We start from the raw sequence: 23521 nt of genomic DNA on the forward strand, positions 1-23521 counted from the left end.
CCAGCCAGTTGCGCCAGCTCATCCCAAACTTCCGAAAATCCGGCCATTCCGCGACCAAGTCCCTCCGGGGCGCGCTCACATTCACTTGTGTCACATGCCTTCGAAACGTGACGGACAGGGAGGCGGAGCCCACGTAAATACTTCGTGTCGCGGTCCGCGTGGGAACTGTGCGCGGAATTGTGCGTCACCGAATTCCGTCCATCCGCAGTCAAAAGCCGCTGTTGTAGTTTCAGTCGACAGTCACCGGAATGGGAGCGCTTTCTTCGCGGCCGCGTTCTTCCCGCCGCGTTGTTCACCAACCCGTCAGCAACAGGTGATTGACGAGCAGTGCGAGTACGGCCTGGGCGGTGAGCCAGGCGCGTGGGGCGGACAGGAACGCGCAGGCCGGCAGAAGCCACATCGCGAACGGCAGCCAGATGCGTTCCGTCTCCGCCTTGCTCATGCCGGACAGGTCCGCGAGGAGGAGGGCGAGCAGGGTGGCGGCGACGAGGAGCGCGAGGCGGCCGGTGGACGTCCGGTCGGATCGCCGCAGGGCCGCACCTGCCCGGCGCAGGCCGGCCGCCGTCGCCGGGCCCACGATGATCGCCGCGCAGGCCAGGTTCGCCCACACCCAGTAGCCGTACGGGCGGACGCCGCCCGCACCTTGGTAGTACCGGGTGACCAACAGGCGGTACGCCTCCCACCAGTTGAAGCCCAGCGCGGTGAACACGGCCGGTACGACGGCGAGTCCGGCCAGGACAAAGGGGAGCGCGCGGGCGCGGGAGCGGCCCAGGACGAGTACGGCCGCGGCGATCAGGGCGAAGAGGGTGAGGCCGTACGAGAGGTAGGCGGTCAGGCCGAAGAGCAGACCGGACGCGAGGCCGGTCCACCGCGGCCGGTGTCCCGTGACCGCGAGGGCGAGCAGCGCGAGTGCCCATGCGGCGACGGCCGCGAAGTAGCCGTCCGCCGAGGTGCCCACCCACACCGCGGCCGGCGCCAGCAGCAGGAAGGGGGCCGCGCGCCGGGCCAATTCCTCGTCCGCCAGGGCCCGTACGGCGACCAGGACCGCGACCGCCGCGGTGGTGCCGACGGTGATGACGAAGGCGCCTGCCCAGCCACCGCCGCCCAGTCCGATCCGGTCCAGCAGCACGAAGGTGAGGGTGGCGCCCGGGGGGTGCCCGGCGACATGCGCGGGCCAGTTGGCGGGCGAGTCGATCAGGATGTGGTGGGTGAAGTCCCGCAGGGCGTACGGGATGTCGTGGAAGCGGTCGACGGAGCGCAGGTACTCGTTCCTCGTGGTCAGCTGCTCGGCGACACCCCGGTACCAGCCGTCCACCAGGGCCAGGGACCACGTCCACGCCGATCCCGCCGCCCAGACCGCGAACAGCAGCGGGCGCCAGGGGAGTCGGGCGGCGAGCGCCGGGCCGTACGCGACGACGCCGACCGCGACGACGATCGCGGCCGGCGTGCCCGGGCCCACGTGCGGGTGCCAGTCCGCTAGCAGGGGCGGCCAGTTGACGCGGAGCGAGCCGTCGCGGTGCTGGATCGCCCGGCCGACGAGGACGGCGGCGAGGACGAGGAGGGCGGCGGCGAGAGCTGCGTAGAGATCACGACGTGGGCCACGAGACAGATCGCGACGGAGGCCGCGGCCAGGAGCACGGACGAGCGGTCGGTGAAGGGCGCGGGACAGGTCCTCGAGAAGGTCGCGGTGCACGCGGCAACGCTAGGCCGCCGTGGCCCGTCCGAGGCGCTGACGTGGGCGGACGTCAGACTTTCGTCATGATTCGCAGACCCTCTCAAGGGTGGTCGCGGACCTACCGTCGGGGCATGCCACGCACTCCCTTCTCGCCCGCGTTCTGGCGCAGCCCGTTGCGCGGGCCCTGGTTCACCTCGCTGCTCGGCCTCGTCCTGCTCGGCGGGATCACGGTGCTGTTCGTGACGGGACTGCTGTCGTACGCCGCCTACAACCCGGACCTGTCGTCGGTGAACGACAAGACCCCGGGCAAGGGGCTGCTCGGCTTCTACCTGTTCGCCTGGCCGACCGACCCGCACTGGCTGTACCGGCTCACCCAGGGCGTCCACGTCACCCTCGGGATCGCCTTGATCCCCGTCCTGCTGGCCAAGCTGTGGTCGGTCGTGCCCAAGCTGTTCACGCTGCCGCCGGCCCGCTCCCTGGCCCACGCGCTGGAGCGGCTCTCGCTGCTGCTCCTGGTCGGCGGCGGCCTGTTCGAGTTCGTCACGGGCGTGCTGAACGTCCAACTCGACTACATCTTCCCCGGCTCCTTCTACACCCTGCACTTCTACGGCGCCTGGGTGTTCTTCGCCGCGTTCGTCGCGCACGCCGTGCTGAAGACACCGGTGGCCCTGCGGAATCTGCGCGTGCTGCGGGGACGGCCCGGAGCGCACGAACCGCCGGGCGAGGGCGACGAGTTGACCTCTCCGAACCCCGGCCCGACCACCGTGTCCCGGCGTGGAGCGGTCGGCCTGGTCGGGGGCGGTTCGCTGCTGCTGTTCGGTACGACGGTGGGGCGGAGCTTCGACGGGCTGCGCTGGAGCGCCGTCCTCGCCCCGCACGGCGGCGCCGAACCCGGGAGCGGACCCGGCGCCTTCCAGATCAACAAGACCGCCGCGTACGCCGGGATCAGGGCGGCCGAGACGAGCGAGGAGGCCTGGCGCCTGGTGGTGACGGGGCGCGGCGGCACCGTCCGGCTCAGCCGGGCCGAACTGCTCCGACTCCCTCTGAACAGCGCCGCGTTGCCCATCGCCTGCGTCGAGGGCTGGGCCACCTCCGACCAACGGTGGCGCGGGGTACGGCTGCGGGACCTCGCCGCCCTCGTCGGACACGACGAGCCGACCGACGTCTTCGTCGAGTCGCTTCAGATGCACGGCTCGTTCCGCCGGGCGGCCCTGCGCGCCAACCAGGTCGCCGACCCCCGCTCCCTGCTCGCCCTCTTCGTCAACGGGGCGGAACTCACCCCCGACCACGGCCACCCGGCGCGGATCATCGTGCCCGCGGCGCCTGGAGTGCTCAACACCAAGTGGGTGGCCCGACTGACGTTCGGAGACCTGTGATGAGACTGACCCTCGGCTGCCGGCGACCCGCGATGCGCCCCCGGTTCCGGCTCGGCGGCCCGTTCCGCCCCCGCTTCGAACTCGGCAGCCCGTTCCAACTCCTGCTGCTCGCCTGCTCGTTCGCGCTCGCCGCCTACGCGGGGGTGCGACTGCTCGACCGTGACTGGTTCGACGTGGCGCTGTGGATCGTCGGCGCCGCCCTGCTCCACGACCTGGTGCTGCTCCCGCTGTACGCGGCGGCGGACCGCGTGCTCGTGCGGGCGGCGGGCCGACGGCCGGGCGCGGTGATGTACGTCCGCGTGCCCGCCGTCCTGTCCGGGCTGCTCCTGCTGGTGTGGTTCCCGCTGATCGGCGGCGAGGTGGCGGGGCGTTACACCGCCGCCACCGGCCTGTCCGCCGACGGCTTCGCGACCCGCTGGCTGCTGCTGACGGCGGCGCTGTTCGGCGGCTCGGCCCTGCTCTACGTCCTGCTGTACGCGGTGCGGCTGCGCAGGGCGACGAAGGAACGGCCGTCGGCCGACCACTGATCGACGGCACGCCAGCCCGCCCGCTCACCGAGGCGCAGCAGGGCCGGCGTGCCGAGCCGGGCCCACGGGAAGGCGGTGCCGACGGTCCCGCGGGCGTCGGTGACGCGTACGTGGATCTGCTCGTCGACGTCCAGTCCCGCCACCGTCTCGGCGATCAACAGGCCGCCCGGGACGAGGAGTTGGGCGGTCCGGTCGAGCAGCGCGCGCGGGTCGCCGCCGATGCCGACGTTCCCGTCGATCAGCAGCGCCGTGCCCCAACGGCCCTCACCGGGCAGCGGTTCGAAGACAGACCGGTGCAGGGCCTGTCCGCCGAGGGCGACCGTGCGGGCCACGGCCGCCTCGCTCACGTCGATGCCGAGCACCCGCCGGCCCCGTACGGCCAGAGCCGCGACCAGCCGCCCGGGCCCGCAGCCGACGTCCAGCACCGCGCCCTCGCAGCGCCGCAGCACCCCCAGATCCACCGCGTCGGCGTCCGCGCACCACCGCTCGACCTCCAACGGCAGCAGCCAGCCGTCGGCCCGCCGCAGGAAGAGCGGCCCCCGGCCGCTGCGCAGGGCGTCGGAGTACGGATCGGCGGACCAGGGCCGTCCCTCGACCGAGCCGCTCTGCCGGGCGACCCGCTCGGCCACCCTCGTCACGCCGCTCACCGAACCCCCGTTCCGCTCAACTCGGTCCATCGGGCGGCGAATCGACTTCCGGCCGCCGCCCTCGCGACGACCTCCGCGTCGTACGCCGTGTCCACATCGCGGAGGCACGGCAGCTCCCGTACCCGCAGGCCCGCCAGCCGGGCCCGTTGGGCGGCGCCGGTGTGCGGGGTCGACATGGGGACGCCGAGGAGGAGCGCGGGGTCGGGGGCGGCCAGGCCCAGGGACCAGAAGCCGCCGTCCTCGGCGGGACCGAAGTACGCGTCGCAGTCGGCGAAGTCGACGGTGAGGAGGTCCGGGGTGACCTGGGGGGTGTCCATGCCGACGAGGAGGGCCGGGCCGGTGCAGCCGGCGAAGGCCGCCGCGAGCCGGACGTCGAGACCGCCCGCGCACTGCGGCACCACCTCGAAGCCGGGCGGCAGCCAGGGCCCGGGCGCGCCGTCGAGGACCAGGACCCGGCGGTCGGCCGGGGTGCGCGCCACCGTGTCGAGGGTGTCCGCGAGCGCCGCCTCGGCGAGAGCCGCGGCCTCCGCCGGCGTGAACGGTGGGGTCAGTCGCGTCTTGACCCGGCCGGGCCGGGGTTCCTTGGCGATGACGAGGAGCGTGGTCGCGGTCATCGCAGGGCTCCCTGGTCGGCGGGGCGTTCGGCCAGTACGCGGTTCATGTCCCGTACCGCCTGCCAGGTCCCGCGCCAGGTCCCGGTCACCTTCGAGGCACCGAGGCGCGGACGGTACGGGACGTCGTACTCGGCGATCCGCCAGCCCGCCTCGGCGGCGCGCACGACCATCTGGAGCGGGTAGCCGCTGCGGCGGTCCGTGAGGCCGAGGGAGAGGAGCGCATCGCGGCGGGCGGCGCGCAGCGGGCCGAGGTCGTGCAGGCGCAGACCGGTGCGGCGGCGCAGGAGCCGGGCGAGGGCGAGGTTGCCGGCCCGGGCGTGCGGCGGCCAGCTGCCGCGGCCCTGCGGTCGGCGCCGGCCCAGGACGAGATCGGCCTCGCCGGACCGGATCCGGTCCACGAAGGGCACCAGGTCGGCCGGGTCGAGGGACGCGTCGCAGTCGCAGAAGCAGACGATGTCCGCCGTGGCGGCCAGCAGGCCCGCGTGGCAGGCGGCGCCGAAACCGCGCCGCTCCTCGCGCACGACGGTCGCGCCGAGCGCGCGGGCGAGCTCGGCCGAACCGTCCGTGGAGCCGTTGTCCACGACGAGGGCGCGCCAGCCGGCCGGCACCCGCGCCAGGACTTCGGGCAGCGCCTCGGCCTCGTCGAGACACGGGAGCACGACGTCGACGCCGGCGGGCGCCACGGCCGGGAAGGGAGAGGGAGTGGGGGTGGTCGTCACGGTCTCACCCTACGAACGGAAAACGGGCATTCCGGACTTCGGATTCTTACGAAACGCGGACGTCAGAGGCCTGCGACGGCATCGGAGCGGGCCGGGTGCGAGGCTGGCGGCATGGAGCAGCAACAGCCGTACGCACCGGACGGGGCGAGGGTCCTCGTCGTGGACGACGACCCCACCGTCGCCGAGGTCGTCTCCGGATACCTCGACCGGGCCGGATACGTGGTCGACCGGGCCGGCGACGGCCCCGACGCGCTGGCCCGGGCCGCCGCGCACTGGCCGGATCTCGTCGTCCTCGACCTGATGCTGCCCGGTATGGACGGCCTGGAGGTGTGCCGGCGGATGCGGGGACAGGGACCCGTGCCGGTGATCATGCTCACCGCGCGCGGCGACGAGGACGACCGCATCCTCGGCCTGGAGGTCGGCGCCGACGACTACGTCACCAAGCCCTTCAGCCCCCGCGAACTGGTGCTGCGCGTCGAGTCCGTCCTGCGCCGCGCCCGGCCCGTGTCGGCGCCGCGCGGCCCGCTGCGCGCGGCCGGTCTCTCGCTCGACCCGGCGGCCCGCCGCGCCGACAAGGACGGTGTCGAACTGGCCCTCACCATCCGGGAGTTCGACCTCCTCGCCTTCTTCCTGCGGCATCCCGGGCACGTCTACAGCCGGGAGGACCTGATGCGGGAGGTGTGGGGGTGGGACTTCGGCGACCTGTCGACCGTGACGGTCCATGTCCGGCGCCTGCGCGGCAAGGTCGAGGACGATCCGGCCCGGCCGCGCCTGATCCAGACGGTGTGGGGGGTCGGCTATCGGTTCGACGCGGCGGGACAGGACGCGGCCGCGCACGATGGCGCAGGTCAGGACGCGCCGGGTCAGGACAGCTCCGGGCCGGACGCCCCCGGAGACGGTTCCGGACAGGAGGCCTGAGCCATGCGAGACACCGTCCTCATCGCGCTCTTCGCCTTTCTCGGCGCCGCCGCGGCCGGGCTCCTCGGGGCCGGTGTGCTGCTGCTGATCCGGCGGCGCTCGGTCGTCGCGCACCTCGCCGTGGTGGCCGCCGTCGCCGTCACCGCGATGCTCGCGGGGACGCTGGCCGTGGCGCAGGCGATGTTCCTGTCCAGCCATGACCTGAGCGTCGTCACGACGGTCGTCGCGATGGCCACGGTGGTCTCCCTGGCCACCGCGCTGCTGCTGGGCCGCTGGGTCGTCGGCCGCAGCCGCGCCCTCGCGCTCGCCGCCCGCTCCTTCGGCGACGGCGGCGACTTCACCACCCCCGAGGGCGCGGCGACCGCCGAACTCGCCGACCTCAGCCGGGAGTTGGAGAGCACCAGCGCCCGACTCGCCGAGTCCCGGGAACGCGAGCGCGCCCTGGAGTCCTCCCGGCGCGAGCTGGTCGCCTGGATCTCCCACGATCTGCGCACCCCGCTGGCCGGACTGCGCGCGATGTCCGAGGCCCTGGAGGACGGCGTCGCCGACGACCCCGACCGCTACCTCCGCCAGATCCGCACCGAGGTCGAACGCCTCAACGACATGGTCGGCGACCTCTTCGAACTCTCCCGCATCCACGCGGGGGCGCTGGCGCTGAGCCCCAGCCGGATCTCCCTGTTCGACCTCGTCGGCGACGCGCTGGCCGGCGCCGACGCGCTGGCCAGCGAGCACGGCGTACGGCTGATCGGGGGCCGGGTCGAGCCCGTTCCGGTGGAGGTGGACGGCAAGGAGATGAGCCGGGTGCTGGGCAACCTGCTCATCAACGCGATCCGGCGCACCCCGGCCGACGGCACGGTCGCGGTGGCCGCCGAACGCTCCCCCGAAGGCGTGGTGTTGTCCGTGACGGACGGCTGCGGAGGCATCCCGGAGGAGGACCTCCCGCGTGTCTTCGACACGGGCTGGCGCGGTACCCACGCCCGAACTCCCCCCGCCGGAGCGGGCCTTGGCCTCGCCATCGTCCGGGGCATCGTCGAGGCCCACCAGGGCCGGGCCACCGTACGGAACATCCCCGGCGGATGCCGCTTCGAGGTGACGCTGCCGGTCGCGGTGTCCGAGGCGTGAGCCGCCCGTCCCACCCCACGCCCATGACCTCTACTCCGCCGCGGCGAACTCCCGCATCCCCTCCTCGAACCCCACCCCCGCCTTCCACCCCAACTCCGTGCGCAGCAGCGTCGAGTCGGCCGCGATGTGCCGTACGTCGCCGAGCCGGTACTCCCCGGTGACCACCGGCTCCGGGCCGCCGTGCGCGGCGGCCAGGGCGCGGGCCATCTCGCCGACCGTGTGCGGTTCGCCGCTGCCGGTGTTGTAGACCGTCAGCGCGCCCTCGGCCGAACTCGCCTCCAGCGCCGCCACGTTGGCCGCCGCCACGTCCCGTACGTGAACGAAGTCCCGTAGCTGGCGCCCGTCTTCGAAGACGCGCGGTGCCTCACCGCGGGCCAGCGACGAGCGGAAGAAGGAGGCGACGCCCGCGTACGGGGTGTCGCGGGGCATGCCGGGGCCGTACACGTTGTGGTAGCGCAGCGACACCGCCGAGGCACCGGGGGTGGCCCGGGCCCACGCCGCCGCCAGGTGCTCCTGGGTCAGCTTGGTCGTCGCGTACACGTTCCGCGGGTCGACCGGGGCGTCCTCCGCGACCAGCCCGCGCGACAGCTCCGCCCCGCACACCGGACAGGACGGTTCGAAGCGGCCGGCGTCGAGGTCGGCGACCGCACGCGGGCCCGGCCGGACCACGCCGTGCGCGGGACAGACGTACCGCCCCTCGCCGTACACGACCATCGACCCGGCCAGCACCAGGCGCCGTACGCCCGACTCGGCCATGGCGGTGAGCAGCACGGCGGTGCCGAGATCGTTGCGGGAGACGTACTGTGCGGCGTCCGCGAAACCGACGCCGAGGCCGACCATCGCCGCCTGGTGGCAGACCGCGTCGACGCCGGACAGGGCGCCGCGGACGGCGTCCGGGTCCCGTACGTCGCAGGCGGGGTCGGCGCGGTCGTCGTACACGACGGGCTCGTGCCCGTGTGACTCCAGTGCCCGCACGACATGGGACCCGATGAACCCGGCACCGCCGGTGACCAGTACACGCATGCGTCCACGCTAGGGCGGCGACCCGGCTCGGCGAGGGCCCACGCCCCGCACGTCACGGGTCCGTAAGACCTGCCGTACCGCTGAGCGGGAGCCGTACGGTGAACACCGTCCCGCCCGGTCCTCCGCCCACCTCGATCGTCCCGCCGTGCGCCCGGATCAGCGCGTTCGCGACCGACAGGCCCAGGCCGCTGCCGCCCCGGTCGCGGCTGCGGGCCTTGTCCACGCGGTAGAAGCGGTCGAAGACGCGTTCTCGGTCGGCGGCCGGGATGCCGGGGCCCGCGTCCGTGACCCGGACCACCGCGCCGGAGCCCTCGGCCGCGACCGAGATCGAGACGGGGGTGCCGACGGGGGTGTGGACGGCCGCGTTGGTGAGGAGGTTGTCCAGGACCTGGCGGACGCGCTGCGGGTCCAGGCGCAGCCGGAGCGACTCGGGGCCCTTCTCGACCGTCAGCGGATGGTCGGCGTGGCTCGCGCGGAACGCGTCCGACGCCTCCTCGGCCAGTTCCACCAGGTCCGCGTCCCGCATCCGCAGCGGCGCCTCCACCTCCGCCGCGTCAAGGCGGGCGAGGAGCAGCAGGTCGTCGAGAAGCACGCCCATCCGGGCGGCCTCGGCGCGCAGCCGGGCCAGGTGCTTGTCCCGCTCCTCGGGCGCGTTGGCGGCGGCGTACTGGAAGAGGTCCGCGTAACCCCGTACCGACATGAGCGGAGTACGCAGCTCGTGCGAGGCGTCCGCGACGAACCGGCGCAGCCGCTGTTCCGCCTCCGCGCGGACCGCGAGGGAGTCGTCGATGTGCTCCAGCATCGTGTTGAAGGCGGTGCGCAGCTCCTCGACCTCCGGGCCGCCGCCCCGCTCGTCCGCGCGCAGCGGCAGCCGCGCCGCCGACTCGGTCAGGTCGTGCGAGGCGATGCCGTGCGCGGTGTGCGCCATGTCGCTCAGCGGTTGCAGACCGCGCCGCAGCAGCCGGCGGCCGAACACCACCAGGGCCAGCAGCGCGGCCCCGAAGGCGACCACCTGGATGACGACCAGGTGCTGAACCGTGTCGTCGATGTTGTCCATCGGCGCCCCGCTGACCAGCACCACCCCGGGCTCGACCTCGCAGGCGCGCAGCCGGTACTCGCCCTCGCCCGTGATGTTCCGGGTGCGCAGCAGTTCCGAGTCGGCGGAGGCCTGCGCCTTGGCCAGGGCTGTCAGGTCCTTTATGTCCGTGGGCAGGTCCGAGCTGTCCTCGGGCTTGCGCAGCACCGGGTTGCCGTCCTTGACGTCGTACACCGCGTAGTACCAGCGGTAGTACTTCTTGCCCTCCAGGGAGCCCTTCGCCGCGATGTTCTTCGACTGGGCGGTCTGCGCGAGGCCGAGCTGGTCGTCGAGCTGGGCCGACAGATAGTCCCGCATGTACATCGTCAGCGCGGTGCCCACGACGGCGAACGCCACCAGGGCCAGCACCCCGAGGCCCAGCGCCAGGCGGGTGCCGAGCCGCAGCCTCCGGTACGTCCGGCTCAGCCTCCCGATCACTCGGCGACCAGCCGGATCACGTATCCGAAGCCCCGCACGGTGTGGATCAGCGGCTCGCCCGTGTCGTCGAGCTTGCGGCGCAGCCGGCTGACGACCAGCTCGACCACGTTCGAGCGGCCCCCGAAGCCGTACTCCCACACATGGTCGAGGATCTGCGCCTTGGTCATCACGGTCGGTGACTTGCGCATCAGGAAGCGCAGCACCTCGTACTCGGTCGGGGTCAGCGTGAGCAGCTTGTCGCCGCGCCGCACCTCACGGGTGTCCTCGTCCATCGTCAGGTCCGCGACCTGGAGGACCGACCGCTGGAACCCGGGCCCGGCGCTGCGCCGCAGCACGGTCCGCAGCCGAGCCATCAGCTCCTCCACCGCGAACGGCTTGACCAGGTAGTCGTCACCGCCCCGGGTCAGCCCGGCCACCCGGTCGGCGACCGCGTCCCGCGCGGTCAGGAACACCACCGGCACCATCGTCCCCGAGCCGCGCAGCCGGTCGAGCACGCCGAAGCCGTCCAGGTCCGGCAGCATCAGGTCGAGCACCACGATGTCCGGATGGAACTCGGCGGCCCGCCGCAACGCCTCCTCACCGGAGTTCGCGGTGACCGCCTCCCAGCCCTCGTAACGGGCGACCGTCGCGACGAGGTCGGCGATCGGCGGGTCGTCGTCCACGACGAGGAGTCGTACTTTTTCCACCCGCACATAGTGCGCCACCCAGGCTGGAATGCCACGGCCGGTGTCCTCGGGCGACCGTATCGATAAGCACTTGAAAGTTGTCCGACAGCAAAACGACAGGCCTGGCCAGCCAAGCTTTCGGATATCCAGGTCCCGATCTAGGAGCTGCCGTCCCGTGACGACCGTCCAATCGCCCCCCGCGCCCCCCACGGCGATACGGCCCAGGGTGGTGGCGCGCACGAGCCTGTACGCCGTGCTGGCCGCGAACGTGGCCGTGGTCGCCTACTTCTTCGCCCAGGCGGGTTTCGCCTCCAACGCGCTGATCGTGATCGGCCGGGCGGCCGGCCTCTACGGCGCCCTCCTCATGGCCTTCCAGCTGGTCCTCGTGGCCCGGCTGCCCTGGCTCGACCGCCGCATCGGCATGGACCGGCTGACCTCCTGGCACCGCTGGACCGGTTTCGGCATCCTGTGGACGCTGCTGGCGCACGTCGTCTTCATCACCTTCGGCTACGCGGACGGCACCGGCGTCGGCCCGGTCAGCGAGATCATCGACCTGGCCGAGACCACCGAGGGCGTCTTCCGCGCCGTCGTCGCCTTCGGCATCATCCTCGTGGTCGGCGCGGTCTCCGCCCGCTCCGCCCGCCGCCGCCTCGCCTACGAGACCTGGCACTTCATCCACCTCTACACCTACGTGGCCGTGGTGCTCGCCTTCACCCACCAGGTCGCGGTCGGTACGACCTTCACGTCCTCGTCCGCCGCGACGGCGTACTGGTACGGGGTCTGGGGCGTCGCCCTCGGCTCGGTGGCCCTGGGCCGCCTGGTCCTGCCGCTGTGGCGCAACACCCGCCACCAGTTCCGTGTCGCGGCGGTCGTGCCCGAGTCCCACAACGTCGTCTCGATCACCATCACCGGCAAGGACCTCGACAAACTGCCCGCGCAGGCCGGCCAGTTCTTCCTGTGGCGCTTCCTGACCCGGGACCGCTGGTGGCAGGCCAACCCCTTCTCCCTCTCCGCCGCCCCCGACGGCCGCAGCCTGCGCCTCACCGCCAAGGCGGCCGGCGAGGGCAGCGCCGCCCTGCGCCATCTGAAGGTCGGCACCCGCGTCTTCGCCGAGGGCCCCTACGGCGCCTTCACCACCCTGCACCGCACCAAGGCGGAGTCCCTGCTCATCGCCGGCGGCGTCGGCGTCACCCCGATCCGGGCCCTGCTGGAGGACCTGGAGGGCCACGCCGTGGTCATCTACCGCGTCGCCTTCGACCAGGACGCCGTCCTCTACGACGAGTTGCGCGACCTGGCCCTGGCCAAGGGCGCCGAACTCCACCTGGTCACCGGACCGCCCGTGCCCGACAAGCTGGCGCCGCGCGAACTCGCCCGGCTGGTCCCGGACATCGGCGACCGGGACGTCTTCCTGTGCGGACCGCCCCCGATGATGAACGCGGTGCTGCGCAGCCTCGGCGACCTGGGCGTGCCCAAGCAGCAGATCCATTTCGAGCGCTTCAGCCTGGCCGGTTGAGAGAGACTGAGAGAGCCATCGTGAAGCGAGCCATACCCGTCGTCGTCCTGAGCATCGCCGGCCTCGTCCCGGTCTGGCGCTACGAGCCGTCCCTCGGCACGACGTCCACCGAAGCGTCCGAGCCCGCCTCGACACCGTCCGCCTCCTCGGGCACCTCGTCCGGAACGTCCTCCGGCACAGTCGTCAAGGGCACGCTGGTCAACACCGAGAAGGGTCCCGTCGAGGTCCAGGTGACCTTCGACGGCGACAAGATCTCCGCCGTGAAGATGCTCCAGCAGCCGAACCATCCGCAGACCACGGCCGCCGTGCCGGTGCTGATCTCGGAGACGCTGGAGGCGCAGAGCGCGGACATCGACACGGTGTCGGGCGCGACGATCACCAGCGGCGCCTACAAGGAGTCCCTCCAGGCGGCGATCGACGCGCACGACGAGTCGGCGGCCGCGTCGCCTTCTCCTTCGGCATCGGCCTCGTCCCCCGCCGCGACCTCGCAGACCCTCACCGGTTCCACTGTGAACACGGAGAAGGGCCCCGTGCAGGTCCAGGTGACCCTTGAAGGCGACAAGATCAGCGCCGTGAAGATGCTCCAGCAGCCGAACCACCCGCAGACCACGGCCGCCGTGCCGGTCCTGATCTCGGAGACGCTGAAGAAGCAGAGCGCGGACATCGACACGGTGTCCGGCGCGACCATCACCAGCGACGGCTACAAGGAGTCCCTCCAGGCCGCGCTCGACGCGAAGGCGGCCTGAGATGCGCCGCGTCGAACACGTCATGGGCTTCCCGGTGTCGTTGCGTGTGGACGACGAGGGGGACTTCGAGGCGGCGGCCGATGCCCTCTTCGCCTGGCTGCGCGAAGTCGACGCCCGCTTCAGCCCGTTCAAGGCGGACAGCGAGGTTTCTCGTTACGACCGGGGTGAGTTGGAGCGCCACGAACTCAGCGCCGACCTCACCGAGATCCTGGCCCTCTGCGAGCACTACCGCCTCGCCACGGGCGGCGCCTTCGACGTCCGGCTGCCCGGCCGCGCCCTCGACCCCTGCGCAGTGGTCAAGGGCTGGTCGGTGCAGCGGGCGGCGGAGCTGCTGACGTCCGCCGGCGCCCGGCGGTTCTGCCTCAACGCCGGGGGAGACGTGGTCGCGTCCGGCGGGCCCTGGCGGGTCGGCGTACGGCACCCCGAGCATGCCGACCGGCTGTGCACCGTCCTGGAGTTGACCGACGGCGCGGTCGCCACCTCCGCCCGTTACGAGCGCGGCGACCACATCATCGACGGCCGCACGGGCCGTCCGGCGACCGGCCTGCTCAGCCTGACCGTCGTCGCCGACACCCTCACGGAGGCCGACTCGGTCGCCACGGCGGCCTTCGCCATGGGCACCGAGGGCATCGACTGGGCCGCCTCACTGGCCGGTTGCGAGGTGTTCGCGGTGGACTCGGACCGACGCGTTCTGCGCACGCCCGGCTTCCCGAGCGTCGCGAAGGAGCCCGCCGCGGCGGCGTGACGGACGTACGCCCGAAGGGCGGGCCGCCGGTTTCTCAACCGGCGGCCCGCCCTTGGCTGTTGGGCCGGATACCTGATGTCAGGTGTCGGACGTCAGCTGACGTCGGAGGCGTCCAGGCGGTACAGCCCGCTGTAGTCGCTCACCGCCGTGCCGTTCTTCTTGACCCAGGTGGAGATCTCGGAGTTGGTGCCCTGTCCGCCGTCACTGCTGACGACGATGTAGTGCAACTTGCCCGACTTCACCAGGCTCTTGAGCTTGGCGAGGGTCATCGCGTTGTCGGACCCCGACCAGCCGCCCATGGAGATCACCGGCTGACCGGACTCCAGGATGATCGAGGACGCGGTCTGGTCGGTGGCCACCGCCACCAGCCAAGTGGCGCCGTCCTGGTGCTTCTTGAGGTACGTGATCTCCGCGGAGGAGACCTGCGAACCGCCGCCCATACCGCCACCGGTCGCGCCCTCGGTGCCCGACTTGCCGCCGGACTCCGCCTCGGACGACGACCCGCTGCTCGACGACCCGCTGCTCGACGATCCGCTGGTCGAAGAACCGCTGCCCGACGGCGCGCTCCCCGACGGCGGCGTCCCCGTCGACTGACCGCCCGAGCCGCTCGTGCCGCTGCCGCCCGGACCGCCGTTGCCGCTGGGGCGCTGGCCGCCGCCCATGCCACCGCCGCCGCCCATCCCGCCACCGGTGCTCGGACCGGCCGTCGGGTTCGTGCCGTTGGTACTGGAGGTCGCCGCCGAGACCGAGTACGCGGCGGGCCCGGCGAGCAGCGCCACGACCGCCGCCAGTGCCGCGATCCCCGTAAGCCGCTGCCGCCTGGTGAACCGCCCGACCAGCAGCCCGATCACCGCGGCCGCACCGGCGACCCCGGCCACGACCTCCGCGACCGTGTAGAGCGTCCCGGAGCCGGAGACCCGCTGGAGCAGGACGATCGCCCAGACCGAGCTCGCCGCGATCGCGGCCGGCAGGACCCAGCCCCACTTCGCGGCCGAGCCGTCCTTGAAGGCGCGGTACAGCATGACCCCGCCGGCTCCGGCCAGTGCCGCGATGCCGGGTGCCATGGCGGTGACGTAGTAGGGGTGGAACGTGCCCTCGGCGAGGGCGAAGGTCAGGTAGTGCAGGACGAACCAGCCGCCCCACAGCATCAGGGCCGCCCGCTTGCCGTCCGTGCGGGGTGCCCGGCCGCGCAGCACCAGGCCGCCGATCAGGGCGATCGCCGCGAACGGGATCAGCCAGGAGATCTGTCCGCCCATGATGCTGTTGAAGAGCCGGTAGAGCCCGGCCTCGCCGCCGAAGCTCGCGCCGTTGCCCTGCGAGCCGACCGACGAACTCGCCCCGAAGATCCGGCCGAAGCCGTTGTAGCCGATGACCAGGTCCCAGACGGTGTTGTCGGTCGAGCCGCCGATGTAGGGGCGGGAGGAGGCGGGGATCAGGTCGACGACCACCATCCACCAGGCACTGGAGACGATCAACGCCACCGTGCCGACGGCGAGGTTGCGGATGCGGCGGCCCAGGGAGATGCGCGTGGCCCACAGATAGACAAGGAAGAACGCGGGCAGGACGACGTACGCCTGCATCATCTTCGTGTTGAACGCGAAGCCGATCGCGACCCCGGCCCAGACGAGCGGCATGAGCCGGCCGGTGCGTACGGCCTTCATCAGGGCGGCCGCGCCCAGCAGCATCAGGAAGACGAGGATCGGGTCGGGGTTGGTGTCGCGGTTGATGGCGACCGTGATGGGCGTGAGGGCGAGCACGAGGGCGGAGATCGTGCCCGCCACGACGCCGAAGTCACGCTTGATCATGCGGTACAGGAGGGCGACCGAGCCCGTGCCGACCGCGACCATCGGCAGCATCAACTGCCAGGTGCCGTAACCGAATACGCGGGCCGACAGGCCCATCACCCACAGGGCGAACGGCGGCTTGTCGACCGTGATGAAACTGCCGGAGTCCAGCGCGCCGAAGAAGAACGCCTTCCAGCTCTTGGTGCCGGAGTAGACGGCCGCGTCGTAGAAGGTGTTGCCGGTGATGGAGGAGAGGTTCCAGGCGTACAGGGCCGTGGCCAGAATCAGGATCGCCCACAGGGCGGGGCGGGCCCAGCGCGGGTCCTCGGGGGCGCCGGTGAACAGCCTGCGGACACGGGTGACCGGCGGAGTGGTGGCCCGGTGGCGGCTCCGGTCGGCCGGAGGCGCGGGCGGCGGGGCGAGGGTTGTCATGCCGGTGACCATCCGGCCCGCTTCTGGGGGATCCCTGAGCGGCCTCTGAGCGGAGAGTGAGAATCAGGGAACTCACAGGCAGGACACAGCGCGGTGACCACGGACCCCAAGAATCCGGCCCCGCGGCGAGGGTGCCGACCCTTTTCGTAACGGGCGGATGAATCTCGTCCGCTCCAGGCGATACACCAAAACCCGGACGGTTTAGACTCTCCCGGCAACGGCCTGTGACCGTTGGCCAAAGCGGGCATTTTCTGCCAGTCCCGAAGGGTATTCGGCGTTTTGATACGGATAGATTCAGTCACCAAGCGGTACCCGGACGGCACGGTGGCGGTCGATCGCCTCTCCTTGGAGATACCCGACCGCTCGATCACCGTCCTCGTCGGACCTTCGGGCTGCGGCAAGACCACGACCCTGCGCATGATCAACCGGATGATCGAGCCGACCGAGGGCACCATCCTCATCGACGGCAAAGACGTCATGAAGCAGCCGGTCAACACCCTGCGCCGGTCGATGGGTTATGTGATCCAGAACGCGGGGCTGTTCCAGCACCGCACGATCATCGACAACATAGCGACCGTGCCCCGGCTGCTGGGCTGGAGCAAGGACAAGGCCCGGGAGCGGGCCCGGGAGCTGATGGGCCGGGTCGGCCTCGACGGCTCGCTCGCCAAGCGCTACCCCTACCAGCTCTCCGGCGGTCAGCAGCAGCGCGTCGGCGTGGCCCGGGCGCTCGCCGCGGACCCGCCGGTGCTCCTCATGGACGAGCCCTTCTCGGCCGTCGACCCCGTCGTCCGCAAGGGCCTTCAGGACGAACTCCTGCGCATCCAGGAGGAGTTGGGCAAGACCATCGTCTTCGTCACGCACGACATCGACGAGGCCGTCAAGATCGGCACGATGGTCGCCGTGATGCGCACCGGCGGCAAGCTCGCCCAGTTCGCCCCGCCCGCCGAGCTGCTGTCCAGCCCCGCCGACCCGTTCGTCGAGGACTTCCTCGGCGCGGACCGCGGCATCCGCCGGCTCTCCTTCTTCTCCTCCGCCGGCCTGGACCTGCTGACCACGCCGATCGTGGCCGTCGACGCCACCGCCGAGCAGATCGCCGCCCGCACCACCCCGGACGCGCCCTACCTCCTCGTCACCGACCTGGACGGCAAGCCGCTCGGCTGGAGCGAGCCGGGCGCCCTGGCCGCGGGCCGGATCGACCCCGCGCGGCTGGTGTCGCACGGCCGGCCCTTCGTGCACGGCACGGAGTCGCTGCGCGCCGCGCTCGACGGCGCGGTGCTCTCGCCGACCGGCTGGGCCGTCGCGGTCGACACCGAGGGCCGGGTGGCCGGCGTCGTCTCGCAGCAGACCATCGGCGAGGCCATCCGCGCCGCCCACGCCGAGGGCCGCGCCGACGCGAAGGTCGCCGGATGAACGGTTTCTTCGACATACCCAGCGACCTCCAGAACACCTACTGGGGCCTGGTCGGACTGCATCTGCGCGAGGCCCTGATCCCGGTCCTGGCCGGCCTGGTCGTCGCGCTGCCGATCGCCCAGCTGTGTGTGCGGCTGCGCTGGCTGTACCCGCCGGTGCTGTGGATCACGACCATCCTCTACGCGATCCCCTCGCTGGCCTTCTTCGTCGTCCTCATCGACTACACCGGCCAGACCGAGACCACGGTGATGATCCCGCTGGCCGTCTACAGCCTGGTCGTGTTCGTGCCGGCCATCGTCGACGGCGTCCGCTCGGTGCCGCAGGAGACCCTCGACGCCGCCACCGCCATGGGCCTGGGGCCGATCCGCCGCTACGTCCAGGTGCAGCTGCCGATCGCCGCGCCCGCGATCATCGCGGGGCTGCGGGTGGCGACCGTGTCCAGCATCTCGCTGGTCAGCGTCGGCATGCTGATCGGCAACCAGGGCGGCCTCGGCAACCTGCTCAACGACGGCATGATCTACCACCAGCCGCGGCTGATCTGGCTGTCCGTGATCGGTACGGCCGTCCTCGCGATCCTCGCGGACGCCGTCCTGGTCGTCATCCGGCTGGTCATCACGCCCTGGATGCCGCGCGGCGGGCGCAGGACACGCCCCGTCGACGAACCGGCCCGGCCCGAACCGGCCGCGCCCGCCCTGGAGGACGCGGTCCGGTGAACGTACTGCACTACATCAACCAGTTCTTCAGCGACAGCGCCCACTGGCACGGCTACGACGGCATCCCCACTCGGCTGCGCGAGCACATCCAGTACTCGCTGACCGCCCTCGCCATCGCCGCCGCCATCGGACTGCCCATCGGCCTGCTCACCGGCCACACCGGACGCGGCGGCAACTCCCTGGCGCTCATCGCCACCGCCGCCCGCGCCCTGCCCAGCTTCGGTCTGCTGGTGCTGATGTTCGTGCTGCTGGGCCTCGGGCATCTGCCCGTGATGATCCCGCTGGTCGTCCTCGCCGTCCCGCCGATCCTGGTGACGACGTACGAGGCGATGCGGTCCGTGGACCCGTCCCCGGTGGACGCGGCACGCGGGATGGGCATGGCGGAGCCGCGGATCCTGTTCCAGGTCGAACTCCCGGTCGCGCTCCCGCTGATCCTCAGCGGACTGCGCTCGGCGGCCATCCAGATCGTCTCGACGGCCACCATCGCCGCCTACGTCAGCCTCGGCGGCCTCGGCCGGTACATCGTCGACGGCCTCTACCAGCGCAACTACGAGAAGGTCGTCGGCGGCGCCACCCTGGTCGCCGTTCTCGCCCTGATCACCCTCGGACTGTTCTGGGCGATCAACCGGTTCACGGTCTCCGCGGGCGTACGCCGCGGCGCCTGACGACCGACACACGAGAGCGGGCCCGGAGCGGACAGTACGTCCGTTCCGGGCCCGCTTCTCGTGCGGCTACGCCTGCGAGCGTGCCAGCGCCAGTTCCAGTACGACGAGCAGCGCGTCGCGGACCGAGCCGCGCTCACGGGCGTCGAAGACCACCACGGGGACGGGCCCGGCGACGTCGAGCGCCCAGCGGACCTCCTCCAGCGTGTGCTCTATCTTCCCGTCGAAGGCGTTGACGGCGACCGCGAACGGGATCTGCCGGTGCTCGAAGTAGTCGACGGCCGCGTAGCAGTCGTCGAGGCGGCGGGTGTCGACGATGACGAGCCCGCCGACCGCGCCCTCCACGATGTCGTCCCACATGAACCCGAACCGCTCCTGCCCGGGCGTGCCGAACAGGTACAGCTTCAGGGTCGGGTCGATGGTGAGACAGCCGAAGTCCATGGCCACCGTGGTGGTGGTCTTGCGCGGGGTGTGGCTGAGGTCGTCCACCCCCGCGGCGACCTCGGTGATGGCGGCCTCGGTGGTCAGCGGCTCGATCTCGGAGATCGCGCCGACGGCGGTGGTCTTGCCCACGCCGAAACCGCCGGCGATCACCATCTTCACCGGGAGCGGCGGGCGTACGGCGGCCACCGGAGCGGCCGTGCCGCGCGTGGCCGGTTCAGTCGGTGTCACGGACTGCCCCTCGGGAGTCGGGTATGGCGCGCAGGGCGTCGATCACCCTGCGCAGGACGGTGGCGTCATGGGTGACGCCGGAGTCGGGAACGTGCACCGCCAGCTGACCGGCGGCACGCAGGTCCTCGGCGAGGACCCGGACGACGTTGAGGTGCAGCCGCAGCCGGGCCGCCAGTTCCGCGATGGACTGGGGCACCCGGCAGGCGGCGACGATGTCGTGCTGCTCGAAGGAGAGCGAGTCGAGCACCGCGAGCCCCTCGGCGGTGGCCACCACCTGGGTCTCCACGGGCACCGGCCGGCCGACCGCCGCGGTGGGCGCCACCCGCCCCGCGGTGACCAGGAACGGCCGTACGGCGGAGGCGGGTCCGACCGGGGCCTGGCCCGGGCGCTGCGTACCGTCCTCGCCGGCCGGTGCACGGCCGTCCGTCATGAGTTGTCGTCCTCCTCTTCGGACCGGTCGGCGACCGGGTCAGCGCTTCGACGGGACGCCGACGGTGTTCTTCAGTTCGAGCACGAGCTGGGGGCTGAGCGCGGCCCCGGCCCGGTTGGCGAACAGCGTCATCTCGTAGGCGATGTTGCCGAGCTTGGCCTCCTTGTCGGCGACCACGCCGAGCACGGCGCCGCTGCCGATCGCGGAGACGATGACGTGACCGCCCTCCAGGTCGATGATGACCTTGTTCAGACCGCCCAGACCGTAGTTGCCGGAGGCTCCGGCGGCCAGGCTGGTGATGCCCGAGACGATGGCCGCCAGCCGCTCGGAGTGAGCCCGCTCGCGCAGCTCCGACACGGCGATCAGCAGCCCGTCGGAGGAGACCGCGATGGCGTCCACGACGCCCGCGGTCTCGGTGGCGAATCGGTTGAGCAGCCAGTTGAAGTCTGCTGCGGCGGCCTGCAGGTCGGTCGGCGTGGTGCTTCCCGTCGGAGTGTCACCTGTCGACGTACTCACTGCTCCGCTCCTTCCGGGAGATGGTTCTGGTCTTGCGGATCGGGGGTCGTGCGTACGCCGGTCCCGGCGGAGGTGCTGTCGCGGTTGGCCCGCTCCACCGCCGCCTCGAACTCGTCGAGCGAGTCACGGACGGCGTCCGCGTCGGCGGGCCGGGGGGCCTGCCGTGCCGACTGCTGGGCGTCGGCGGTCGTGTGCAGCGTCGCGCCGCGAACGCGGCGGCGCAACGGGCGCGTCGCGCCGTCCTCGGCGGACACCGTTGTCGGCGCCGGGGGAGTCTCGGTACGGGCTTTGGGTATGAACGGGGCTTCGGGCTCCGCCGCTTCCCGCTTGGGGACGCGACGGGGGAGTGGGTCCGGTCGCCCGTCGGCCGGAGCGTGATCCGACAATCCGGTGTCCTCCTCGACGCCGGTTGGCTGCCGCCGGCCTGACACGTGATCGACGGCCGAGTCGTCCTGAACGGCCCAGCTGGGAGTGGTGGCCGACGCCGGCGCGGTGCCGTTGCGGCCGGCCACGGAGCCGTCCCGCTCGGTCGCGCCACCGACGCCGCTGCCGGGCCCGACCGCGTCCCACGCGGCCCGCACGGGAGTGGCCGCCGTCGAGTCCCGCTCGGGCAGGCCGACGCCGGTCGTGGAGTCGTGGGTGACGGCGTCGGTGGAACCCACCGGGTCACTGTCACGTCCGGCCCACGTGTCCTGTGCGGCCCGGCGGTCGGCCGACGGCGCGTCCTTCCCCGCCGAACCGTCGGAGGCCATCGCTCCGACGGGGCTCATCGTCAGCAGCAGCGACGAGGGGACCGTCACCTCGGCCGTGACACCGCCGCCCGGGGTGCGGGAGAGGGTGACGTCGACCTCCCAGCGGCGGGCCAGGGTGCCGACCACGAACAGGCCGAGCACCTTCGTCGGTACGAGGTCCAGGCGCTCGCGGCGGATCAGCCGGGCGTTCTCCTCGGCGATCCGCTCGCTGCTCATGCCCAGACCGTGGTCCGCGATGACGATCGAGGCGCCCGAGCCGTCCTCGACGGAGGCGTCCCGTACGGCCACCTCGACCGGGCTGCCGGCCGGCGAGAACGACACCGCGTTCTCCAGGAGTTCGGCCACCATCAGCGTGAGGTCGCCGATGATGTCCGGCTCCACCATGATCTCGGTGCGGGCCTGGAGCCGTACCCGCTGGAAGCCCTCGATCTGGCCGAGCGCGGCGCGTACGACGTTGGTGAGCTCGGTGGGTCCGGAGTCCAGGACCGTCTCGCGGATGCCGGCCAGCAGCATCAGGGAGTCGGCGTTGCGGCGCAGACGCACGGCGATGTGGTCGATCGAGTAGAGGCGTTCGAGCAGCGCCGGATCCGTCTCGCCGCGCTCCACCGCGTCGATCAGGGCCAGCTGGCGGGTGGTGAGGTTGCTGACCCGGCGGCCGACGTTGCCGAACATCTCGGCCACGTTGCGGCGGCTGAGCACCTGACGCTCCAGGAGGGCGATCGAGGTGGTCTGCACCCGGTTGAACACCTCGGCCAGCGTGCCGATCTCGTCGTTCGCCGTCACCGGCATCTCGCGCAGCATCGGCGGCCCGGAGTCCTCGGTGTCGTCGTCGGCCACCCGGGCCAGCTCGCGCCCGGCCACCTCGGCGACCTCCTGCGCGGCCCCGGTCAGGGCCATCACCGGACGGACCACCGAGCGGCGTACCACCACGGAGAAGGCGATCCACAGGACGAAGCCGATCAGACCGGCGCCGAGCAGCAGCGCGGCGCGCAGCGAGGCGTCGCCGGAGGCGTCGTCGGCCCGGTCGGCAATGTCACCGATGAGCGAGGCGGTGATCTTCAGCCGGGTCGCGGACTGGTCGCGGTAGTCGGGGTAGTCGGCCAGCGCGGCCGACAGCGCCCTGCCGATCTGCGCGGGCGACTGGGCCGACAGTCCGCTCGGGTCGATCTGCAGCTCGGCGTAGTGCTGGGTGATCGTCGCCTGTGCGGAGTTGTGCTCGATGCCGTTCAGCCGGTCGGTCTGTTCCTCCGACGCGAACCGCGCGAAGCGCTCCGCCTGGTGGCTGTAGAGCTCGTAGGCGCCGACCGCGTTGATGAACTCGATCAGCGCGTTCGTGTCGCCGGTGCGCGCGGAGAACACGCTGGTCTCGAAGGAGCTGTGGGCCGCGTCGGCACGCAGCAGCGAGTCCAGCAGGTTGCCGGTGAAGGTCGCGGCCAGCGACTCGTTGCGGTCCAGGCCCAGGCCGTCGATCAGGCCCTTGGAGGCGTTGGTGTACGCCGGGTCGATGTTGTCGGCGGGCAGATAGCCCTGCTCGATCGTCTCGCGCAGGCTGGTCAGGCCCTCGACCTCGCGCAGCGCCTGTGCCTCGGTGCTCGGCAGCTGGTCGCCGAAGGCGTCGCGCACCTTCTCGACCTGTCGGCTCACCGCCTGCTGCGCGGTCCGGTAGCCGGCCAGCGAGGGCTTGGCGCCGCCGTCCACGGCCTCGAACCGCACGGAGAGCAGGATGGCCTGCTGATGCTCGGCCTCCACCCGGTCCACCAGCGTGGCGACCTGGGCGCTGTTGCGCACCAGCCGCGCCGCGTCGGACGCGGAGGTGGACTGGCCCACCTGGTCGACGACGAGATAGGTGAGCAGGACGGCCACCACGGCCAGCGGAATGCCGACCAGGAGGTTGAGTTTGCGCCTGAACGGCCACCGGTCGGCGAAGCCCCGAATACCGCCCTTCGACGGCGGCGGGGCCTGCCGGGCGGGCGCGTCCACTTCGGTCGTGGACACCGGTCCTCCTTCGTGCATGTTCTCGTCGGACGCGTCGATGCGCGTGACCGATTCTGATCGATGAGCCGGACCCCGGAAATGGTGCCGATGACACCGAAGCGGCCCCCGCACACCGCTGTGACCGACGCCAACTGCCGTGAGACTACCGCCTCTTTGAACGATCAAGCGCGTCGCCCTACGTCAAGAATCCGTTACAAAGAGCCTCCGGTTCCTCACCTGTCCGTTCGCCGTTCCTTCACAGGTGATCACGCATTGAGGCGTAAGCGATCACGCATTGAGTCCAATCGGTGACCAGGCTGCTCTTGACTGGGTGAGAACAGGCTGGATTGGATCAGTTGCAGCGCTCGCTTCA

At 71.9% G+C, this 23521-nt stretch carries 22 protein-coding genes; 10 read left to right on the top strand and 12 right to left on the bottom strand.

The window, feature by feature from the left end:
* Positions 1–292 precede the first annotated feature (292 nt).
* The gene (locus ACWD5F_RS10275) at positions 293–1609 is read right to left on the bottom strand and encodes a hypothetical protein (protein WP_451253192.1); all 1317 of its coding nucleotides are present in this window, start codon (positions 1607–1609) and stop codon (positions 293–295) included.
* A gap of 197 nt (positions 1610–1806) precedes the next feature.
* On the opposite strand from ACWD5F_RS10275, the gene ACWD5F_RS10280 reads away from it, so the two are divergent.
* Together ACWD5F_RS10280 and ACWD5F_RS10285 are read left to right on the top strand one after the other, a co-directional pair.
* On the top strand, positions 1807–3051 hold the full coding sequence (locus tag ACWD5F_RS10280) for a molybdopterin-dependent oxidoreductase (protein WP_451252928.1): 1245 nt from the start codon (positions 1807–1809) through the stop codon (positions 3049–3051).
* Positions 3051–3578 carry a hypothetical protein gene (locus ACWD5F_RS10285; RefSeq protein WP_451252930.1) on the top strand — a complete coding sequence of 176 codons (528 nt, stop codon included), beginning with the start codon at positions 3051–3053 and terminating at the stop codon, positions 3576–3578. The genes ACWD5F_RS10280 and ACWD5F_RS10285 overlap by 1 nt, the downstream gene beginning before the upstream one ends.
* Here ACWD5F_RS10285 and ACWD5F_RS10290 read toward each other — a convergent pair.
* Genes ACWD5F_RS10290 through ACWD5F_RS10300 form a run of 3 tightly spaced genes read right to left on the bottom strand, consistent with a single transcriptional unit; the run spans position 3512 to position 5558 of the window.
* Positions 3512–4216 (bottom strand): class I SAM-dependent methyltransferase, encoded by a 705-nt coding sequence (locus ACWD5F_RS10290; RefSeq protein ID WP_451252932.1) that lies wholly within the window; start codon positions 4214–4216, stop codon positions 3512–3514. The genes ACWD5F_RS10285 and ACWD5F_RS10290 overlap by 67 nt on opposite strands.
* A 5-nt stretch (positions 4217–4221) precedes the next feature.
* Entirely contained in the window at positions 4222–4839 is a 618-nt protein-coding gene (locus tag ACWD5F_RS10295) for a TIGR04282 family arsenosugar biosynthesis glycosyltransferase (protein WP_401717162.1), read from the bottom strand.
* Positions 4836–5558: a glycosyltransferase family 2 protein gene (locus ACWD5F_RS10300; RefSeq protein ID WP_451252934.1), complete on the bottom strand. Its 723-nt coding sequence runs from the start codon at positions 5556–5558 to the stop codon at positions 4836–4838. Before ACWD5F_RS10300 ends, ACWD5F_RS10295 begins: the two co-directional genes overlap by 4 nt.
* Positions 5559–5669: 111 nt before the next feature.
* On the opposite strand from ACWD5F_RS10300, the gene ACWD5F_RS10305 reads away from it, so the two are divergent.
* Together ACWD5F_RS10305 and ACWD5F_RS10310 are read left to right on the top strand one after the other, a co-directional pair.
* Entirely contained in the window at positions 5670–6476 is an 807-nt protein-coding gene (locus ACWD5F_RS10305) for a response regulator transcription factor (protein ID WP_451252936.1), read from the top strand.
* Positions 6477–6479: 3 nt separating this feature from the next.
* On the top strand, positions 6480–7598 hold the full coding sequence (locus tag ACWD5F_RS10310; protein WP_451252938.1) for a sensor histidine kinase: 1119 nt from the start codon (positions 6480–6482) through the stop codon (positions 7596–7598).
* A 30-nt stretch (positions 7599–7628) separates the two neighbouring features.
* Here the strand turns inward: ACWD5F_RS10310 and ACWD5F_RS10315 are convergent, their stop codons facing one another.
* Genes ACWD5F_RS10315 through ACWD5F_RS10325 form a run of 3 tightly spaced genes read right to left on the bottom strand, consistent with a single transcriptional unit; the run spans position 7629 to position 10820 of the window.
* Positions 7629–8621, bottom strand: a complete 993-nt coding sequence (locus ACWD5F_RS10315) for an NAD-dependent epimerase/dehydratase family protein (RefSeq protein ID WP_451252940.1) — start codon at positions 8619–8621, stop codon at positions 7629–7631.
* A gap of 52 nt (positions 8622–8673) precedes the next feature.
* Positions 8674–10134: a sensor histidine kinase gene (locus ACWD5F_RS10320; protein ID WP_451252941.1), complete on the bottom strand. Its 1461-nt coding sequence runs from the start codon at positions 10132–10134 to the stop codon at positions 8674–8676.
* A complete protein-coding gene (locus ACWD5F_RS10325; RefSeq protein WP_401717175.1) occupies positions 10131–10820 on the bottom strand; it encodes a response regulator transcription factor in 690 nt (229 codons plus the stop codon). The genes ACWD5F_RS10320 and ACWD5F_RS10325 overlap by 4 nt, the downstream gene beginning before the upstream one ends.
* Before the next feature lie 154 nt (positions 10821–10974).
* Between ACWD5F_RS10325 and ACWD5F_RS10330 the strand changes: the two genes are divergently transcribed.
* Genes ACWD5F_RS10330 through ACWD5F_RS10340 form a run of 3 tightly spaced genes read left to right on the top strand, consistent with a single transcriptional unit; the run spans position 10975 to position 13803 of the window.
* Positions 10975–12312: a ferredoxin reductase family protein gene (locus ACWD5F_RS10330; protein ID WP_451252943.1), complete on the top strand. Its 1338-nt coding sequence runs from the start codon at positions 10975–10977 to the stop codon at positions 12310–12312.
* Between the two features lie 20 nt (positions 12313–12332).
* On the top strand, positions 12333–13058 hold the full coding sequence (locus ACWD5F_RS10335) for an FMN-binding protein (RefSeq protein ID WP_451252945.1): 726 nt from the start codon (positions 12333–12335) through the stop codon (positions 13056–13058).
* A 1-nt stretch (position 13059) separates the two neighbouring features.
* Complete coding sequence (locus ACWD5F_RS10340) at positions 13060–13803, top strand: FAD:protein FMN transferase (RefSeq protein WP_451252947.1); 744 nt, start codon at positions 13060–13062, stop codon at positions 13801–13803.
* A gap of 92 nt (positions 13804–13895) precedes the next feature.
* Here ACWD5F_RS10340 and ACWD5F_RS10345 read toward each other — a convergent pair whose 3' ends face one another.
* Entirely contained in the window at positions 13896–16019 is a 2124-nt protein-coding gene (locus ACWD5F_RS10345; RefSeq protein WP_451252949.1) for an ArnT family glycosyltransferase, read from the bottom strand.
* Between the two features lie 279 nt (positions 16020–16298).
* Here ACWD5F_RS10345 and ACWD5F_RS10350 point away from each other — a divergent pair, with 279 nt between their 5' ends.
* From ACWD5F_RS10350 to ACWD5F_RS10360, 3 genes are read left to right on the top strand one after another with little or no spacing between them, the layout of a single operon-like run.
* On the top strand, positions 16299–17429 hold the full coding sequence (locus ACWD5F_RS10350; RefSeq protein WP_401717192.1) for an ABC transporter ATP-binding protein: 1131 nt from the start codon (positions 16299–16301) through the stop codon (positions 17427–17429).
* Positions 17426–18142 carry an ABC transporter permease gene (locus tag ACWD5F_RS10355; protein ID WP_401717194.1) on the top strand — a complete coding sequence of 239 codons (717 nt, stop codon included), beginning with the start codon at positions 17426–17428 and terminating at the stop codon, positions 18140–18142. Before ACWD5F_RS10350 ends, ACWD5F_RS10355 begins: the two co-directional genes overlap by 4 nt.
* Complete coding sequence (locus tag ACWD5F_RS10360; protein WP_451252950.1) at positions 18139–18807, top strand: ABC transporter permease; 669 nt, start codon at positions 18139–18141, stop codon at positions 18805–18807. The genes ACWD5F_RS10355 and ACWD5F_RS10360 overlap by 4 nt, the downstream gene beginning before the upstream one ends.
* A gap of 66 nt (positions 18808–18873) precedes the next feature.
* Here ACWD5F_RS10360 and ACWD5F_RS10365 read toward each other — a convergent pair whose 3' ends face one another.
* The 4 genes from ACWD5F_RS10365 to ACWD5F_RS10380 are packed head-to-tail and all read right to left on the bottom strand — an operon-like array spanning position 18874 to position 23169.
* Positions 18874–19476, bottom strand: a complete 603-nt coding sequence (locus ACWD5F_RS10365) for a GTP-binding protein (RefSeq protein ID WP_280874662.1) — start codon at positions 19474–19476, stop codon at positions 18874–18876.
* Complete coding sequence (locus ACWD5F_RS10370; protein ID WP_401717200.1) at positions 19463–19906, bottom strand: DUF742 domain-containing protein; 444 nt, start codon at positions 19904–19906, stop codon at positions 19463–19465. Before ACWD5F_RS10370 ends, ACWD5F_RS10365 begins: the two co-directional genes overlap by 14 nt.
* Before the next feature lie 39 nt (positions 19907–19945).
* A complete protein-coding gene (locus ACWD5F_RS10375; protein ID WP_123996961.1) occupies positions 19946–20422 on the bottom strand; it encodes a roadblock/LC7 domain-containing protein in 477 nt (158 codons plus the stop codon).
* Positions 20419–23169 (bottom strand): ATP-binding protein, encoded by a 2751-nt coding sequence (locus ACWD5F_RS10380; protein WP_451252953.1) that lies wholly within the window; start codon positions 23167–23169, stop codon positions 20419–20421. The genes ACWD5F_RS10375 and ACWD5F_RS10380 overlap by 4 nt, the downstream gene beginning before the upstream one ends.
* Positions 23170–23521: the final 352 nt, after the last annotated feature.

Source organism: Streptomyces sp. NPDC002499, assembly GCF_053595415.1.